The sequence below is a fragment of the Falsiroseomonas sp. HC035 genome, assembly GCF_050563525.1.
GTDB lineage: Bacteria > Pseudomonadota > Alphaproteobacteria > Acetobacterales > Acetobacteraceae > Falsiroseomonas.
In genome coordinates, this window is the sequence record NZ_JBNXUN010000003.1 from 287894 (window position 1) to 303316 (window position 15423).

15 protein-coding genes are annotated in these 15423 nt (G+C 71.5%); 12 read left to right on the plus strand and 3 right to left on the minus strand.

Annotated elements, in window-relative coordinates; genetic code table 11:
- Nucleotides 1-105 precede the first annotated feature (105 nt).
- From ACLF3G_RS09085 to pdeM, 9 genes are all read left to right on the plus strand, one after another.
- The gene (locus tag ACLF3G_RS09085; RefSeq protein ID WP_430669041.1) at nucleotides 106-1974 is read left to right on the plus strand and encodes a methyltransferase; all 1869 of its coding nucleotides are present in this window, start codon (nucleotides 106-108) and stop codon (nucleotides 1972-1974) included.
- The gene (locus ACLF3G_RS09090) at nucleotides 1971-3077 is read left to right on the plus strand and encodes a hypothetical protein (RefSeq protein WP_430669042.1); all 1107 of its coding nucleotides are present in this window, start codon (nucleotides 1971-1973) and stop codon (nucleotides 3075-3077) included. Before ACLF3G_RS09085 ends, ACLF3G_RS09090 begins: the two co-directional genes overlap by 4 nt.
- Nucleotides 3074-4744, plus strand: coding sequence for an AMP-binding protein (locus tag ACLF3G_RS09095; protein WP_430669043.1), 1671 nt, complete (start codon nucleotides 3074-3076; stop codon nucleotides 4742-4744). Before ACLF3G_RS09090 ends, ACLF3G_RS09095 begins: the two co-directional genes overlap by 4 nt.
- A 5-nt stretch (nucleotides 4745-4749) precedes the next feature.
- Nucleotides 4750-4992, plus strand: a complete 243-nt coding sequence (locus tag ACLF3G_RS09100; protein WP_430669044.1) for an acyl carrier protein — start codon at nucleotides 4750-4752, stop codon at nucleotides 4990-4992.
- A gap of 67 nt (nucleotides 4993-5059) precedes the next feature.
- Entirely contained in the window at nucleotides 5060-5443 is a 384-nt protein-coding gene (locus ACLF3G_RS09105) for a DUF6152 family protein (protein ID WP_430669045.1), read from the plus strand.
- 11 nt (nucleotides 5444-5454) lie between these two features.
- On the plus strand, nucleotides 5455-5910 hold the full coding sequence (locus ACLF3G_RS09110; protein ID WP_430669046.1) for a DUF2214 domain-containing protein: 456 nt from the start codon (nucleotides 5455-5457) through the stop codon (nucleotides 5908-5910).
- 21 nt (nucleotides 5911-5931) lie between these two features.
- Entirely contained in the window at nucleotides 5932-6474 is a 543-nt protein-coding gene (locus ACLF3G_RS09115) for an MOSC domain-containing protein (protein WP_430669047.1), read from the plus strand.
- A 44-nt stretch (nucleotides 6475-6518) separates the two neighbouring features.
- Nucleotides 6519-9071, plus strand: coding sequence for a ligase-associated DNA damage response DEXH box helicase (locus ACLF3G_RS09120; protein WP_430669048.1), 2553 nt, complete (start codon nucleotides 6519-6521; stop codon nucleotides 9069-9071).
- Nucleotides 9068-9817, plus strand: coding sequence for a ligase-associated DNA damage response endonuclease PdeM (gene pdeM, locus ACLF3G_RS09125; RefSeq protein ID WP_430669049.1), 750 nt, complete (start codon nucleotides 9068-9070; stop codon nucleotides 9815-9817). The genes ACLF3G_RS09120 and pdeM overlap by 4 nt, the downstream gene beginning before the upstream one ends.
- Nucleotides 9818-9889: 72 nt before the next feature.
- On the opposite strand, the gene ACLF3G_RS09130 is transcribed toward pdeM, so the two are convergent.
- Nucleotides 9890-10498: a fasciclin domain-containing protein gene (locus ACLF3G_RS09130; RefSeq protein WP_430669050.1), complete on the minus strand. Its 609-nt coding sequence runs from the start codon at nucleotides 10496-10498 to the stop codon at nucleotides 9890-9892.
- A gap of 151 nt (nucleotides 10499-10649) precedes the next feature.
- Here ACLF3G_RS09130 and ACLF3G_RS09135 point away from each other — a divergent pair, with 151 nt between their 5' ends.
- The 3 genes from ACLF3G_RS09135 (at nucleotide 10650) to ACLF3G_RS09145 (ending at nucleotide 13949) form a co-directional block, all read left to right on the plus strand.
- Nucleotides 10650-12062, plus strand: a complete 1413-nt coding sequence (locus ACLF3G_RS09135; protein ID WP_430669051.1) for a cryptochrome/photolyase family protein — start codon at nucleotides 10650-10652, stop codon at nucleotides 12060-12062.
- A gap of 13 nt (nucleotides 12063-12075) precedes the next feature.
- The gene (locus tag ACLF3G_RS09140) at nucleotides 12076-12804 is read left to right on the plus strand and encodes a metallophosphoesterase (RefSeq protein WP_430669052.1); all 729 of its coding nucleotides are present in this window, start codon (nucleotides 12076-12078) and stop codon (nucleotides 12802-12804) included.
- Between the two features lie 188 nt (nucleotides 12805-12992).
- Nucleotides 12993-13949: a hydroxymethylglutaryl-CoA lyase gene (locus tag ACLF3G_RS09145; RefSeq protein ID WP_430669053.1), complete on the plus strand. Its 957-nt coding sequence runs from the start codon at nucleotides 12993-12995 to the stop codon at nucleotides 13947-13949.
- Here ACLF3G_RS09145 and ACLF3G_RS09150 read toward each other — a convergent pair.
- Nucleotides 13937-14767: a TIGR00282 family metallophosphoesterase gene (locus ACLF3G_RS09150; RefSeq protein WP_430669054.1), complete on the minus strand. Its 831-nt coding sequence runs from the start codon at nucleotides 14765-14767 to the stop codon at nucleotides 13937-13939. The genes ACLF3G_RS09145 and ACLF3G_RS09150 overlap by 13 nt on opposite strands.
- Nucleotides 14764-15345, minus strand: a complete 582-nt coding sequence (locus tag ACLF3G_RS09155; protein WP_430669055.1) for a 5-formyltetrahydrofolate cyclo-ligase — start codon at nucleotides 15343-15345, stop codon at nucleotides 14764-14766. Before ACLF3G_RS09155 ends, ACLF3G_RS09150 begins: the two co-directional genes overlap by 4 nt.
- Nucleotides 15346-15423 lie beyond the last annotated feature (78 nt).

Below are 15423 nucleotides of genomic sequence, written 5' to 3' on the forward strand. Positions count from 1 at the left end.
GCGGCCGGTTGAGGCGGCAATGCGACCGGCCCGGGGGCGGCTGCCGCAACCCTTTCATGGCGGGAAGGCGGCTGGTAACTTGTACGCAACTCGGAGCGGCGCCGGATGAAGAAGCAGACCTATGGTCAGCTGTGGGACGTCTATGTGGCGGAGGCGTTTCCCAGGCTCCAGCAGGCCGATGCGCGTCTGGTCTACCCGGGGCAGGAATGGGGCAACGAGAAAAGCTGGCAGCGCATCTTCGACAAGCTCTTCGTCCCGGCCGGCGTCGCACAGTGGGGCGTGGCAGTCGAGATCGGCGGCGGCGGCGGCAAGTACACGGAACGCGTGCTGCACGCCGGCGAAGGGGTCCGGCTGTTCGGTTTCGACGTCAGCCGCAACTTCCTCGACGCCACGGCGGCACGTCTGGGCAGTTTCGTCGAATCCGGCCGGCTGTCCCTGCACGAGATCGACCCGGTGCACCCGGATGCGATGTTCACCATGCTGTCCGCGCAGGGTCTGGCGCGCAAGGTCGATGCGGTGTTCAGCATCGACGCCATGGTCCATGTGGACCTCACCTACCTCACCACCTACTGGATGAACGCGGCGCTGCTGCTGAAGCCGGGCGGGCGGGTGCTGATGACGCTGGCCGACCCCACCACCGTCGGCGGCTTCCAGAAGATCCTGCGCGACATCCGCAAGTTCTACAGGTTCCAGGGCCGCATCTGCCCGAAATTCGAATACCTCTCGGCCGAGATCGCCAGCTTCGTCCTGCGCCGGCTGGGCTTCGAGATCGAGTTGCTGGAGCCCTGGTCGAACCATGAGGGACGGCCACCGCGGGACCTGTACCTGATCGCCCGCCTCGATCGCCCTGAACAGGCGGAGGCCTTCCGCGATGCGCTGCGCGCCGACCCCGATGCGGTGCCGGCCAGCCTCGCCCGGCCGGAATCCTACGCCGACCTGTGGACGCGGGAGGCCCCGCGCGCCATCGCCGGCGGCCCCGACCGGCCTCCGGCCATGGCCGTGCTGCGCCGGATCTTCGGCATGGCGGATTCGGCCGGCTGGCGGCGCGCCATCGAGATCGGCACCGGCGACGGGCGCTACGCGGAGGCGCTGCTGCGCGCCAATCCGGCGGTGAAGCTGACCGTCTTCGACGTCAGCGACCGGGTGATGAAGGCCGCGGCAGCGAAGCTTGCGGACCATGTCGACGCCGGCCGGCTCGGCTTCCTGCCGGTCGACCCGTTGCACCCGGACGGAGTGCTGGGCGCCTTCGGGCGGGAGGAATTGAAGCGCGATGTCGATGCGGTGTTCAGCATCGACGCCATGGTGCAGGTCGACCTGCAGTACCAGCTCGCCTACTGGCTGAATGCCGCGCTGCTGCTGCGGCCCGGCGGGTGGCTGGTGTTCAACGTCGCCGATGCGACGACGGAGGCCGGCTTCGCCAAGCTGGTGGGCGACATCCGCCGCTACTTCCCCTGGCAGGGCCAGGCCTGCACGCGCTTCGAATACCAGAGCTTCACCCTGGTGCGCCCGCTGCTGGAGCGCCTGGGCTTCGACATCGCCTATGCCGGGCACTGGGACCCCCATGCCGGTCCCGGGGACGCCAGCGAAGCGGGCCGGGACCTGTTTGTCGTGGCGCAGCTGGCGCGGCCGGAGGCGGCGGAAGCACTGCGGGCGCATGTCGGCATTGGCCTGCCGGTGCCCAGTTTCGCCGCCGCGGCGGAGGAGGCGCCGGCGGAGCAGGCGCAGGAGCCGGTGGCCGAGGACGCCGAACTGGCACGACTCGTCGGGCAGGTGCTGTGGCGGCAGCTGCACCTGCAGGCCCATCCCGGCCTGAGCCGGGAGAAGCTGCGCGAGGCGATGCGCGAGCAGTGGGCCGGCAACCGGCGCGAATACACCCGCCTCGGCAGCCTGGTGCTGCGTGACCTGGCCGAGGCCGGCCTGACCCTGGAACAGGCCGGACCAAGGCGCCTCGGCCGCACATCCGACGCCGAGTGACCGTCGCGGACGACGCCTCCGTCCCGCCGACCCTGGCCGCATCGCGGCTGCGGGAAGCGGGCGACCTGCCGGGCGCGATCGCCCTGCTGCGGCAGGCCGGAGATGCGCCTGATGTCGCGCATATGCGGCTGCGGCTCCTGTTCGAAATCCAGGACTACGCCGCCCTGCAACAGGCGACGCGCGAGGCGATCCGCAGGCTGGACCCGGCCACCGTGGTGCCGGCGCACCACTACCCTGCCACCCTGCTGCACTTCGCTGAGTTGTGCTGCCTGCCGTTGGAGGAGATCGAGGCGGTCATCCTCGCCCTCGGCGCCGCGTCGCGGCAGCACGCACCGCTGCGACAGGCCTGGTACGCGGTGCGGCACCGACAGCGCTTCCGGACATGGCTGCGGGACCGGTTCGAGGGTGGCGCCTCGTTCATCTCGCTCGGGCTCAACTGCCTGCCCTGGCACCTGCCCTGCCGTTGGGGCCTGCGGCGGGAGGAGGATTTCGTCGCCCTGTTCGTTCCCTTCGCGCTGGCAGGCCACACCGTTCCTGGAGTGCTGGCCGCGCTGGAGGATGACTTCGCCGGCTATTGCGACCCAGGCGCCATCCGCATCGTCCGGACCCGTCGCGGCCACTCAATGGCGGTCCGCGCCGACCGCACCGCGCACTGGAACCACCATCGCGGGCCCTACTGGCTGCAGCGGGATGCGGCACCGATGCGCGACAATCTTGCCGCGAAGGCCGCGCTGTTCCGCGACGCCTGCCGCCGGCCGGATGCGGTGTTCCTGCTGGCCGCCTGCCCGGTGCAGTACCCGGAGGAGAAGCTGGATTTCCTGGCCCACCTGGACGCCGCGCTGGCCCGCTTCACAGGCCGTGCCGGCAACCGCATCCTGATCACCAACAATGCGGCGCGGCAGCGGCCGGCGGAGCTGCACGTGGTGGATGCCGGAACCTGCTTCGCCTACTGTCCCTATCCTGCCGCGGATTATGTCTGGCATGAGGACGCGCATGCGGACACGCCGGCCGGCCTGGCCTTCGAACGCACCTACGCCGACCAGGTGACGCGGGCCCTGACGAAGTGGGGGCTGATGCGCCGGAAGCCCGGCGCGGCAGCGTGACGGACGCGCTGCTTCCGCCGGGGCTGCTGGATCGCCCGGTGCTGCGGCACTGGCGCCAGGGTGAGCGCCACGACATGACGGGGCGTGCGCTGTGGCAGCGCGCCACCGCGCTGGCGGCCTGGATTGAAGCGCGCGCGCCGCCCGGCGGGCTGGTGCTGGTTGTCGGAGCTTCCGGGCCGCAGGTCATGGCGGTTTTCCTTGGCATCGTGGCGGCGGGGCGGGTCGCGAGTTGCTTTCCACCGGCCTCGCCACGCCAGGACCCCGCGCATTTCTTCGCCCAGCAGCGCAGCGCGCTGCGCGCCGTCGATCCGGCCGCCATCTGCGTCCTGGATGCGGCGTCGGCGGAGATGGTGCGGTCTCTCGATCCGGCATTGGCGGCGCGGGTGCTGGTGGTTCCGGCCGATGCGCGGGCCGACGGGACCGGGGCGCTGGAGGTGCTTCGAGCCCGGCTGGAATCGGACGCGCCGCTGTTCGTGCAGCACAGCTCCGGCACCACCGGGCTCCGGAAGGCGGTGCCGGTCAGCGGGCGGATGCTGGCCGGCCAGTTCGTCGCCTATTGGCCGGGGCTGCGGGCCGAGGTGGGGGTCGCGCGGCTCTCCGTTGCGAGCTGGCTGCCGCTGTACCACGACATGGGGCTGCTGGCCGGCTTCCTGCTGCCGGTGCTGGGGGGCGACTGCGTCTCGGTGCTCGATCCGTTTGAATGGGTCGGTGCGCCGGGGCGGTTCCTCGAGCTGATCGCGGCGGATGGCTGCGACATCTGCTGGATGCCGAATTTCGCCTTCCGCCACTTCATCCGGCTGCGCCGCGCGCTGCGGCCGCCGCGGCTGGATGCGATGCGGCTCTGGGTGGATTGCTCGGAGCCCTGCCGCCTGGCCGATGCCCAGGGGTTCGAGCAGGCCTTCGCCGATTGCGGGGTGCGGCAGGGTTCGGTGGTAGGCTGCTACGCGATGGCGGAAACGGTGTTCGCCGCCAGCCAGGGCCGGGCCGAGAAGCGCCTGGGATTGGCGGTGCCGCCGGGGTTGGCGGTCGGTGAGGACCTTGCCGGCGCGTCGCTGGCGCCGGAGGGAGAAGGGCTGGTGCTGTCCTCCGGCCGGCCCCTGCCGGGTGTGGACATCGCGGTATTCGACGGCGACCGCGCCCTGGCGCCCGGGCATTACGGCGAGATCGGCCTGCGCGCCGGCTTCCTGTTTGCGGGCTATCGCGGCAGGTCGGCGCCGGATTCGGGCATCGGCGCGGATGGCTGGTTCCGCACCGGCGACCTCGGGGCCGTGCTGCAGGACCAGCTCTTCGTCTTCGGCCGGATCAAGGAGATCGTCATCGTCAACGGCCGCAACATCTTCGTCCACGACGTGGAGGCGACCCTGGCGGAGGTTCCTGGCCTGAAGGCAGGGCGGATCGTCGCCTTCGGCCTGGACAGCGACCAGACAGGGTCGGAGGAGCTGGTCGTGGTGGCGGAGCATGACCCGGCCGCCGGCGTCGCCTTGGCCGCCTGCCGCGCCGCCGCCAGCCGCCACCTGGCCGACACGCTTCTGGTCACGCCGCGTGACGTGCGCATCGTCGAGGGCAGCTGGCTGGTGAAGGCCGGCAGCGGCAAGATCAGCCGGGACGAGAACCGCCGCCGATACGTCGCCCAGTTTCGCCAAGACCAGGTTCGCCAGCCGGAGTGACGCCCATGCCCGCCTTCAACCTCGCCGACCTGCAGGCCATTGCGCGGGAGGTGATCGGGGACCGCGATATCGTGCTGACTCCCGACATGGCGGCCGGCGACGTGCCGGGCTGGGACAGCCTGAACCACACGCTGATCAGCCTGGAGGTGGAGGCGCGCAGCGGCGTGGCGGTGGAGGCCGAGGAGCTGGGCGAGTGCAAGGATTTCGGCGCCCTGGTGGCGCTGGTGGTGGCGCGCCAGGCCGCCTGAGCGGCTGCACCTCGACAGCCGCCTGCATCGTCCCAACTTGCCGCCCGTCAACCCAAGGAGGGCTTGCATGCAAAGGCACACCCACGGACGGCGCGCAGCGCTGGGCTTCCTCGCCGCTACCGTCACCGCCGGCGGCGCCGCGGCGCATCACGGCTGGTCCTGGGCGGAGGGCGACCAGGGCGAGTTGACCGGCACGATCCGCGAAATCTACATCGGCGCGCCGCACCCGACCCTGCGCGTCGAAGCGAATGGCCAGCTCTGGATCGTTGAGCTGGGCAATCCGCGCCAGACCGCCGCCGCCGGCTTCAACGCCGAGTCCGCCCGTGCAGGCGACGAGGTGCGGGCGCTCGGCAACAGTTCGCGCAGCAGCGATGAGCGGCGGATGAAGGCGGTGCGGGTGACGGTGCGGGAACGCACCTACGACATCTACCCCGAGCGGATCCGCAGCTGAGCCTGGAGGCAATGGCCGCCTGGCGCGGGGCGGCGCTGCTGCGGGACTGGCAGACCGCCTACCTGCTGGTGAATGCGGCACATATCCTGGGCATCGGCCTGCTGTTCGGCGCCATCGCGACGCTGGACCTGCGCCTGCTCGGCGCCTTCCGGGCCGTGCCGCTGGCGCTGTTCGGGCCGCCGCTGTGGCGCGTCGCGGCGATGGGGCTTGGGCTCGCGGCTGTGACCGGGTTCTGGCTGTTCACCACGCGGCCCGGCGCCTACCTGGAGAACCCGGCCTTCCTGGCGAAGCTGGGCCTGATCGGGGCCGGGCTGCTGAACCTTGCGGTGCTGCATCTGCGTGCGCCGTGGCGGCAGGCGCTGGCGGGGGCGCCCGTCGCGGCCTCGGTGCGGGCGGCGGCGCTGGTTTCGCTGCTGGCCTGGATCGGCACGGTGGTCGCGGGGCGCTGGATCGGCTTTCTTCAGTGAGGATCGAATCGGGACGACACCATGCCGGCTGAAGTGATCGCGGTGGCTGCGGCGGCCGGACATGCCTTTTCCAAGCCAGTGCTGCCGGACATCACGCTGCTGGCGGGGCTGGGGGTGGCGGGCGATGCGCATTGCGGCGTGACGGTGAAGCACCGGTCCCGCGTCAAGGCGAACCCGGACCAGCCCAACCTGCGCCAGGTGCATCTGGTCGACGCCGGGTTGCTGGAGGAACTGCGCGGCCAGGGCTTCGATGTCAGCCCCGGCGCGATCGGGGAGAATGTGACGGTGGCGGGCCTCGACCTGCTGGCGCTGCCGCAGGGCACGCTGCTGCACCTGGGCGATGCGGCGGTGGTGGAGGTGACCGGGCTGCGCAACCCCTGCTACCAGCTCGACCACTTCCAGCCGGGGCTGATGCGCGCCACGCTCGGCCGCACGCCGGAGGGCGCGCTGATCCTGAAGGCGGGCATCATGGCCATCGTGCGCCAGGGCGGCGTGGTGCGGCCGGGCGATGCCGTGCGGGCCGAAATGCCAGCGCTGCCGCACCGGGCGCTGGAAAAGGTCTGACCGCCCTTTCCCTTCCTCGCCAGCATCGCCATAGTCCCCGGCAGATGGGAACATTGCCGGAACTGTTCAGCCAGTGGTTCGCCGCGCGCGGCTGGTCGCCGCGGCCGCACCAGATGGCGCTGCTGGCGGCTGTGCAAGGAGGGCAGAGCGCGCTGCTGGTGGCGCCGACCGGCGGCGGCAAGACCCTGGCCGGCTTCCTGCCCAGCCTGGTCGATCTGCACGAGCATCCGCGCGAGGGTCTGCACACACTGTACATCTCGCCGCTGAAGGCCCTGGCGGTGGACATCGCGCGCAACCTGACCGCGCCCGTCGAGGCGATGGGCCTGCCGATCCGCATCGAAACCCGCACCGGCGATACCCCTGCCAACCGCCGCGCCCGCCAGCGCGCGGCACCGCCGCACCTGCTGCTGACCACGCCCGAGAGCCTGGCGCTGCTGCTGACCCTGCCGGATGCTGGCGAGATGTTCGCCGGGCTGCACGCCATCGTGGTGGACGAGATCCACGCCCTGGCCGGCAGCAAGCGCGGCGACCAGTTGGCGCTCGGGCTGGCCCGGCTTTCGACGCTGGCGCCAGCGGCGCGGCGCATTGGCCTGTCTGCGACGGTCGCGCATCCGACGTCGCTTCGCGCCTACCTTTCGCCCACCGCGCGGGCCCAGGATGTGGCGCTGGTGCAGGGCGCTCCGGGGGCGGCGCCACACCTCGACATGCTGCTGCCCGAGGGCCGCCTGCCCTGGGGCGGCCATATGGGCCTGGCCTCGATGCCGGAGGTCTATCGCCGCATCCGCGGCGCCGGCGTCACCATCGTCTTCGTCAACACCCGCGCGCAGTCGGAGCTGTGCTTCCAGGCGCTGTGGCGGCTGAACGATGACAACCTGCCCATCGGCCTGCACCACGGCAGCCTGACCGTGGAACAGCGCCGCAAGGTTGAGGCCGCGATGGCGGAGGGAAAGCTGCGCGCCGTCGTGGCGACCGCCTCGCTCGACCTCGGCATCGACTGGGGCGCGGTCGACCAGGTGGTGCAGGTCGGCGCGCCGAAGGGCGTTTCGCGACTGCTGCAACGCATCGGCCGCGCCAATCACCGGATGGACGAGGCGAGCCAGGCGGTGCTGGTGCCGGCGAACCGCTTCGAGGTCATCGAATGCGTCGCCGCCCGCCAGGCCATCGCGGCGGAAGAGTTGGATGGCGATCCGCCCCGGGAGGGCGGCCTCGACGTGCTGGCGCAGCACATTTTGGCTGTTGCGGTGGCGGGGCCGTTCCACCCGGATGACCTGTATGCGGAGGTGATCCGTGCCGCGCCCTATGCCGCGCTGACGCGGCGGGATTTCGACGATGCGCTGGGCTTCGTGGAAAACGGCGGCTACGCCCTGCAATCCTACGACCGCTTCCGCCGGCTGTTCCGCGATTCTGAAGGCATGGTGCATATCCGCGGTCCCGCCGCCGCGCGGCAGTTGCGCATGAACCTCGGCACCATCGTCGAGACGCCGCTCGTAAAAGTCCGCCTGCGCGGCGGTCCGGTGCTCGGCGAGGTCGAGGAGTGGTTCGTCTCCACGCTCACCGCCGGCGACTGCTTCATCTTCGCCGGCCAACTCCTGAAGTTTGAGGGGCTGGACGCGCTGGCCTGCATGGTCTCCCGAGGCGGAGAGGGCGAGCCGCGCGTGCCGGCCTATGCCGGCAGCCGCATGCCGCTGACCACGCATCTCGCGGCCCGCGTGCGCGGCATCCTGCACGACCCGTCCTCCTGGCCCGCCCTGCCCGAATCCGTGCGCGAGTGGCTACGGCTGCAGCAGCACCAATCCATCATGCCGCCGCGCGACGGGCTGCTGGTGGAGACCTTCCTGCGCGGCGACCGCTGGTTCCTGGTGGCCTATTGCTTCGAGGGGCGCCTCGCGCACCAGACGCTGGGCATGCTGGTGACCAAGCGGATGGAACGTCTCGGCATGGGACCGCTCGGATACCTGGCGACGGACTACGTGCTGGCCGCCTGGTCGGCCTTCGAACTCACCGGCATCGAGCGGCTGTTCGAGGAGGACATCCTGGGCGAGGAGCTGGAGGCCTGGATGGCCGAGAGCAGCATGCTCCGCCGCACCTTCCGGAACATCGCCACCATCGCGGGGCTGATCGAGAAGAACCATCCGGGGACGGAGAAGCGACCGCGGCAGATGACGATGAACTCCGACCTGATCTACGACGTGCTGCGGAAGCATGAGCCGGACCACATCCTGCTGCGCGCGACGCGGCGCGAAGCCGCCGCAGGGCTGACCGACGTGGCGCGGATCGGGCTGCTGCTGGCGCGCGCGAAGGCCGGCGGCATCCGCCACATGCGCCTCGAGCGTGCCTCGCCGCTGGCCGTGCCGGCGCTGATCGAGGAGGGCCGCGAATGGGTCGCCGGTGGCGCGCAGGATGCGCTGCTGGCGGAGGCAGCGGACCTCGTCGCAGACGCGACCGATGGGGCCGACGTGTTTTCCGAGATCCTCGCCAACGTCACCGAGACCATCCCGCCGCGCGGCGACCGCGACCGCGCGCGACGCCCGCGCGACCCCAAGCGCTACAACCGCTTCGTGCGCAACGCGCCGAAGAACTACGGAGCCCCCTCTTGAACGCAGCACCGCTTCACATGGCCGGCCAGCGCCTGATGCTGGACCCGGCCGGGCTGCTCGCCTGGCCTTCGGAACAACTTCTGGTCGTGGCCGACCTGCACCTGGAAAAGGGCAGCAGCTTCGCCGCCGCCGGCCGCTTCCTGCCGCCCTACGACACGCGGGAGACGCTGGAGCGCCTGGCGCTGGCGCTGCGGCGCTGGAAGCCGGCACGCCTGGTGCTGCTGGGGGACAGCTTCCACGACCGCCATGGCTGCGCCCGACTGCAGGCCGCGGATTGCGCCGCCTTGCAGCGCATGCTGGCGGGGCTGGAGGTGGTGTGGGTGCTGGGCAACCACGACCCGGAACCGCCGGTCGGCCTGCCCGGCATTGCCGTGGCGGAATGGCGGCGCGGGCCGCTGATGTTCCGCCACATCGCCGAACACGGCGCCAATTTCGAGGTCTCGGGCCACTACCACCCGAAGGCAGCCATGCCGACCCGCGCGGGGACCGTGACGCGCCCCTGCTTCCTGACCGATGCGCGGCGCCTGCTGCTGCCGGCCTTCGGCGCCTATACCGGCGGGCTGGAGGTGCGTGACCCCGCCATCGCCGCCCTGTTCCCGCGGGGCGGCCGCGCCTTCCTGCTCGGCCAGGACCGGCTGTTCAGCTTCCCGACCGGCCCCTTGCGCGGCACCAGGCCGCCAGGAACGGAAAACGCGCCGTCCTTGCCGGACGGCGCGCCTGTCCTCACGCAAATCGGCGGGGACTAGACCTGCCACATCTTCCGAGTCGCGAGGCGTCTCCGCCTGGCTTGAAAATGCTCCGGGCCCCGCCGCGTCACCTCACGGCCAGATGACCTGGTCGATCGCGTGGATCACGCCGTTGCTGGCCACGATATCGGCCTGCACCACCCGCGCCGGGCGGGAGGAGACGTTGGCACCGGCCGCGCCGAAGCCGCCCATCTGCATCGCCGGGGCCGGGTTCTGCAACATCAGGCCCTCGGTCGTGCCGGTCAGGGCAATGTCGGCGCCATTGCGCGTGCGAAGGCGGCGATCGCTGCCCATCAGCTCGGAGGCGCGGAAAGCGCCAGGCAGGATGTGGTAGTTGATCAGCGCGCCGAGGCGCTGGCGGTCCACGCTCTCCTGGCTGCCGCCGGAGCTGTTGGTGCCGACGAGCTGCTGCAGCAGGTTGGCAGGGGCGCCGAAGAAGGCGGCGTCGGTCGGGGCGAAGACGGTCATCGGCTCGGCGCTGCGGAAGTCCTCAACCATGCCGCCACGGCTGATCAGGTCCAAGAAGCGGGCGAAGCGGCTGTCGCCGGCCATGGTGTCGGCGAGGGTGCGGGTCGGCGGCACGGTCTGGGCACGCAGGATGGCGGGGGCGGCGAGCGAGCCGGCGGCGGCCATCGTGCCCAGGGTCAGGAAGCGACGGCGCAGGAGGGTCGTCTGGATCATGCGGGGGTATCCTCTGTTGTGGCCCGCGCTGCCCGTGCACGTCAGGGCAAACCAGGGCGGCAGGCGTTGCGGTCGGGTCAAGAACGCGTTCGATCCGCAATGGTTCGCTCCCGCTGCTCCCTAATCGGTCGTTTCATCCTACATGGCAGGGATGACCGAGCCCCGCCTGCTGTGGTTCCGCCACGACCTTCGCCTCTCCGACCATCCCGCCCTGCTCGCCGCCCTGGAAGGCGGCCGCCCGGTCCTGCCGGTCTTCGTGCTGGACGATGACGCCGCGGACGCACACCGCGCCGGCGCCGCTTCGCGTTGGTGGCTGCATCGCAGCCTGGCATCCTTGCAGGCCGATCTCGCGGCGCGGGGCGCGACGCTGCTGCTGGCGCGCGGGCGGGCGGAGATGGTGCTGCCGGCCCTGGCTGAGGCTGTCGGCGCCCGGGCCGTCCATGCCGGCCGCGGCTACGAGCCCTGGGCCCGCGAGCAGTCGCGCCGTGTGCACGAGGCGCTGGCCGATTCCGGCCGCGCGCTGCACCTGCACACCACGACGCTGCTGCGCGAACCGCACGGCTTCGGCGCCGCGAGCGGCAAGCCCTACGCGGTCTATTCGCCCTTTGCAAAGACCCTGCTGGCGGCCGGCGACCCGCCGGCGCCGCGCGCCGCGCCCGAGTGCATCCCCGGCGTCACGCCGCCCGAGGGGGGCGAGACGCTGGAATCGCTCGGCCTGTATCCGGTGCCGGGCGAGCCGGACTGGGCGGCGGGCTTTCCCGAAACCTGGCAACCGGGCGAGGCCGGCGCCCAGGCGCGGCTGGCGCGCTTCGTGGACCGGGCGCTGGGCAAGTACGATATGCAGCGCAACCTGCCGGGCATCGAGGGTTCCTCCGGCCTGTCGCCGCATCTGCGCTGGGGAGAGGTTTCGCCGGGCCAGGTCTGGCATGCGGTCCGCGCCGCGCAGGCGGACGCGACTGCCAGCGAGACCTTCCTGAAGGAGATCCTCTGGCGCGAATTCGCCTATCACCTGCTATGGCACCGGCCGGAGATGCCGGAGGCGCCGCTGCGGGCGGAGTTCGCCAGCTTCCCATGGCAGCCCGACGCGAAGCTGCTGCATGCCTGGCAACGCGGCCTTACCGGCTATCCGGTGGTGGATGCGGGCATGCGGCAGTTGTGGCAGACCGGCTGGATGCACAACCGGGTCCGGATGATCGCAGCCAGCCTGCTGGTGAAGCACCTGATGCAGTCCTGGCAGGAGGGTGCCGCCTGGTTCTGGGACACGCTGGTGGATGCCGACCTCGCCTCCAACAGCGCCTCCTGGCAGTGGGTGGCGGGCTGCGGCACGGATGCGGCGCCGTATTTCCGGGTGTTCAACCCGATCCTGCAGGGCGAGAAGTTCGACCCGGAGGGCGCCTATGTCCGCCGGTGGGTGCCGGAGCTGGCGGCGATGCCGAACGCCTTCATCCACAAGCCGTGGGAGGCGCCCAAGGCCATCGCCCGCAACGGCTACCCCTCCCCAGTGGTGGATCATGCGACGGGCCGCGCCCGGGCGTTGGCCGGCTTCGCGGCGCTGCGCAAGTGAGGGGTCCGGCCTGATGACCCCGCCTGAAAACCTGTGGCGCGGCTTCGCCGGGCTGCGCGTGGTAGCCGATGTGCATGGCGATGCGCAGGCCTTCTCCCATGCCGTCGATGGCGCCCTGGCGGCCGACATGTTCGTGCTGCAGCTCGGCGACCTGACCGACCACGGGCCGGACAGCCCGGAGGTGCTGCGCCGCATGTTCGCGCTGATCGACGCACGACAGGGGCTGTTCCTGCTCGGCAACCACGACCACAAGCTGCGCCGCGCCCTGACCGGCACGCCGCTGCGCATCCAGGCGGAGGGGCTGGGGCGGACCCTGGCGCAGCTCGACGCGGCCCCGGATGGGGCGGCGCTGAAGGCGCGCGCGATCGAGGAGATTGCCCGTGCCCCGGCCTGGATCCGCGATGGCGGCCGTGTGTTCGTGCATGGCGGCTACCACCCCGGCATGCTGCACGCGGCGCCGCCGCCGGATGCCGGCACGCAGAAGGCGCAGGGCCTGGTGACGCGGGCGCTGTTCGGCCAGGTGACCGGGCGGATGCGCCAGGATGGCTTCCCCGACAGGGTGCATGACTGGGTGGACAAGATTCCGGCCGATGTCACCGTGGTCTGCGGCCATGACCGCCGCAGCATGGACGGCCGGCCCTTCGTGGCGGAGGGGGCGCTGGGCGGGCGCTGCATCTTCCTGGACTGCGGCGCCGGAAAGGGGGGGCACCTGGCCTGGATCGATTTGCCCAGCTGGGCCTGAAAAGGCCCAGAAGGGCTATGTTTTCCTGACCTCAAGCGGCGGGCGCCCTGCACTGTTTCGAACTTTCGCGCGGTCGGCCTGGGCGCGGCGACCGTTCGGCCGCTCGGCGCAGCGCGCCGGCACCCTTGGGGTCAGGGTTCCGCATCGGGCAGGTGGGGGTGTAGCCTGCACGGCGAGGAGAACGCGCCATGTCCGACCTGCCGTCATCCGTCGAGATCCGCGAGGAAGGTCCCCGCGAGGGCTTCCAGATCGAGCCCGGCCCGATCCCGACCGCCCGCAAGGTGGCGCTGGTGGATGCGTTGTCCGCCACCGGGCTGCACCACATCCAGGTCTGCTCCTTCGTCTCGCCCAAGCTGGTGCCGGGCTGGGCGGATGCGGAGGCGGTGGTGGCGGGCTTCGCGCCGCGCGCGGGCGTGACCTACACGGCGCTGTGGTTCAACGCCGCCGGGCTTGCGCGCGCGCTCGCCTTCCGCGACCGGCTGAAGGTGGAGGGCGCCGTCACCGTCGTGGCGTCCGAGGCCTTCTCCCTGAAGAACCTGAACCGCGACCGGGCGAAGAACCTGGCGGCGCAACGCAGCAACGTCGCGGCGCATCTGGAGGCCGGGGTGCTGGTGCCGCGGATCAGCGTGCAGGCCGCCTTCGGCTGCAACTATTCAGGCGACGTGCCGCCGGCCAAGGTGATCGAAGCGCTGGTGGACGCGTTCGAGATCGGCGCCGAGCACGGCCTGACGCTGCGCGAGGCGACGCTGGCGGATACCATGGGGTGGGCGACGCCGGCACGGATCGAGCGCGTGGTGGGCGAGGTGCGGGCGCGCTGGCCGGAGCTGTCGCTCATCCTGCACCTGCATGACACGCGTGGGCTCGGCATCGCCAACGCCCATGCCGGGCTGCGGCTCGGGATTTCCCGCTTCGACACCACGGTGGGCGGGCTGGGCGGCTGCCCCTTCGCCGGCCAACCGGGCGCGCCGGGCAACATCGCGACCGAGGAACTGGTGCTGCTGTGCGAGGAGATGGGCCTCGCCACCGGCATCGACCTGGATGCGCTGGTCGAGGCCGGGCGGCTGGCGGAGGAGGTGGTGGGGCGGCCCCTGCCCTCTACCCTGCTGCGGTCCGGTGGGCTGGCGCGGTTTCGTCAGGCGGCCTGAAGGGCGGGAATCGCCTGGCTGAGCCGGCCGCCCATGCGAACAGGCTCGATGCGGGTGGCGAGGCCGGTGGCGTCGTCGGTTTCCAGGAAGACGCCGCAGACCGTGGCCTCGCCCTCGGCAGGGGCCAGCTTCTCGCCGGGCACCTTCTTCCAGAAGCGCAGCGCGGCGCCGCCCTTCTGCATGCCGATGACGCTGTCGTAGTCGCCGCACATGCCGGCATCCGTCATGTAGCCGGTGCCGCCCACCAGGATCTGGTGATCGGCGGAGGGCGTGTGGGTATGGGTGCCCACCACCAGGGATACCTTGCCGTCGAAGCTGTGACCCATGGCGAGCTTTTCCGAACTCGCCTCGGCATGGAAGTCGACGAGGATCGCCTGGACGGAGCCGCCGGCGCCCATGCGGTGCCCGGCGATGGCCGCCTGCACGCCGCGGAAAGGGTCGTCCAGCGCATCCATGAACAGCCGGCCCATCGCCTGCACCACCAGCGCCTTGCGGCCATCGTCCAGCGCCACGACGAAGGCACCCTTGCCGGGGGTGCCGGGCGGGTAGTTCAGCGGCCGGATGAGGCGCGGCTCGGTCTCGATGTAGGCGAAGATTTCCTTGCGGTCCCAGGCGTGGTTGCCGAGCGTCAGGACATCCGCCCCGGCCAGGAACAGCGCGCGTGCCATCTCCGGCGCCAAGCCGAAGCCGTGGCTGGCATTCTCCGCATTGACCACCACCAGGTCGAGCGCCAGGCGTTGCCGCAGGCCGGGGATGGCGGCGGCGGCGGCCTCCCGGCCGGAGCGGCCGACGAGGTCGCCGAGGAACAGTATTCTCAAACCGGGGAGGCTCCGCAGAAGATCAGGCCGCGCTCCGTCGCGACGGCAGACAGGGGTGCGTCGTCCACGCCCGCGGGCACTTCGTCAACCTCCTGGCATGCATAGGCAACCCCGATGGCGGTGGCGCCGGGCAGGCTGGCCAGGGTGCGGTCGTAATAGCCGCCGCCATAGCCGAGGCGGCGCCCGGCACGGTCGAAGGCCAGCAGCGGGACCAGCAGCCAATCGGGTGTGAGGTCCGGCGCCTCTGGACCTGGTTGGCTGGTGCCGAGCGGGCCGCGCGCCAGCGTGTCGCCGGGCTGCCACTGGCGAAAGCGCAGCGGGTTGCCGCGCTTCGGCGTGACCGGCAGCGCGATACGGTGGCCGCACGCGTGCAGGGCCAGCAGCAGCGGGCGGATGTCGATCTCCGGGCCCATCGGCCAGAAGCCGGCAACGGTGGCGCCGGGTGGCGGCGGCGCGTCGCGCAGGACGTGGTGGGCCAGACGTGCCCCAAGGGCAGGATCGCAGGCGGCGCGACGGGCCAGCGCGGCCTTGCGCGCCTCCGCCTTCATGCCAGCGAGGAGTTCGGGACAGAGCATCATGGGGCGGTGTCGCGCCGGTCCTGTGCGCCCCCCTCGCCCCAACCCTCTCCTCCCTGCGGGGGAGAGGGAGCAAAGCCA

What these genes read in the sequence shown, in the direction of transcription:
- ACLF3G_RS09105 (WP_430669045.1), top strand. Translation starts at nt 5,060, where the DNA reads ATGCAAAGGCACACCCACGGACGGCGCGCAGCGCTGGGCTTCCTCGCC.
- ACLF3G_RS09120 (WP_430669048.1), top strand. Translation starts at nt 6,519, where the DNA reads ATGGGAACATTGCCGGAACTGTTCAGCCAGTGGTTCGCCGCGCGCGGC.
- ACLF3G_RS09085 (WP_430669041.1), top strand. Translation starts at nt 106, where the DNA reads ATGAAGAAGCAGACCTATGGTCAGCTGTGGGACGTCTATGTGGCGGAG.
- ACLF3G_RS09130 (WP_430669050.1), bottom strand. Translation starts at nt 10,498, where the DNA reads ATGATCCAGACGACCCTCCTGCGCCGTCGCTTCCTGACCCTGGGCACG.
- ACLF3G_RS09145 (WP_430669053.1), top strand. Translation starts at nt 12,993, where the DNA reads ATGTCCGACCTGCCGTCATCCGTCGAGATCCGCGAGGAAGGTCCCCGC.
- ACLF3G_RS09140 (WP_430669052.1), top strand. Translation starts at nt 12,076, where the DNA reads ATGACCCCGCCTGAAAACCTGTGGCGCGGCTTCGCCGGGCTGCGCGTG.
- ACLF3G_RS09135 (WP_430669051.1), top strand. Translation starts at nt 10,650, where the DNA reads ATGACCGAGCCCCGCCTGCTGTGGTTCCGCCACGACCTTCGCCTCTCC.
- ACLF3G_RS09155 (WP_430669055.1), bottom strand. Translation starts at nt 15,345, where the DNA reads ATGATGCTCTGTCCCGAACTCCTCGCTGGCATGAAGGCGGAGGCGCGC.
- ACLF3G_RS09115 (WP_430669047.1), top strand. Translation starts at nt 5,932, where the DNA reads ATGCCGGCTGAAGTGATCGCGGTGGCTGCGGCGGCCGGACATGCCTTT.
- ACLF3G_RS09110 (WP_430669046.1), top strand. Translation starts at nt 5,455, where the DNA reads ATGGCCGCCTGGCGCGGGGCGGCGCTGCTGCGGGACTGGCAGACCGCC.
- ACLF3G_RS09100 (WP_430669044.1), top strand. Translation starts at nt 4,750, where the DNA reads ATGCCCGCCTTCAACCTCGCCGACCTGCAGGCCATTGCGCGGGAGGTG.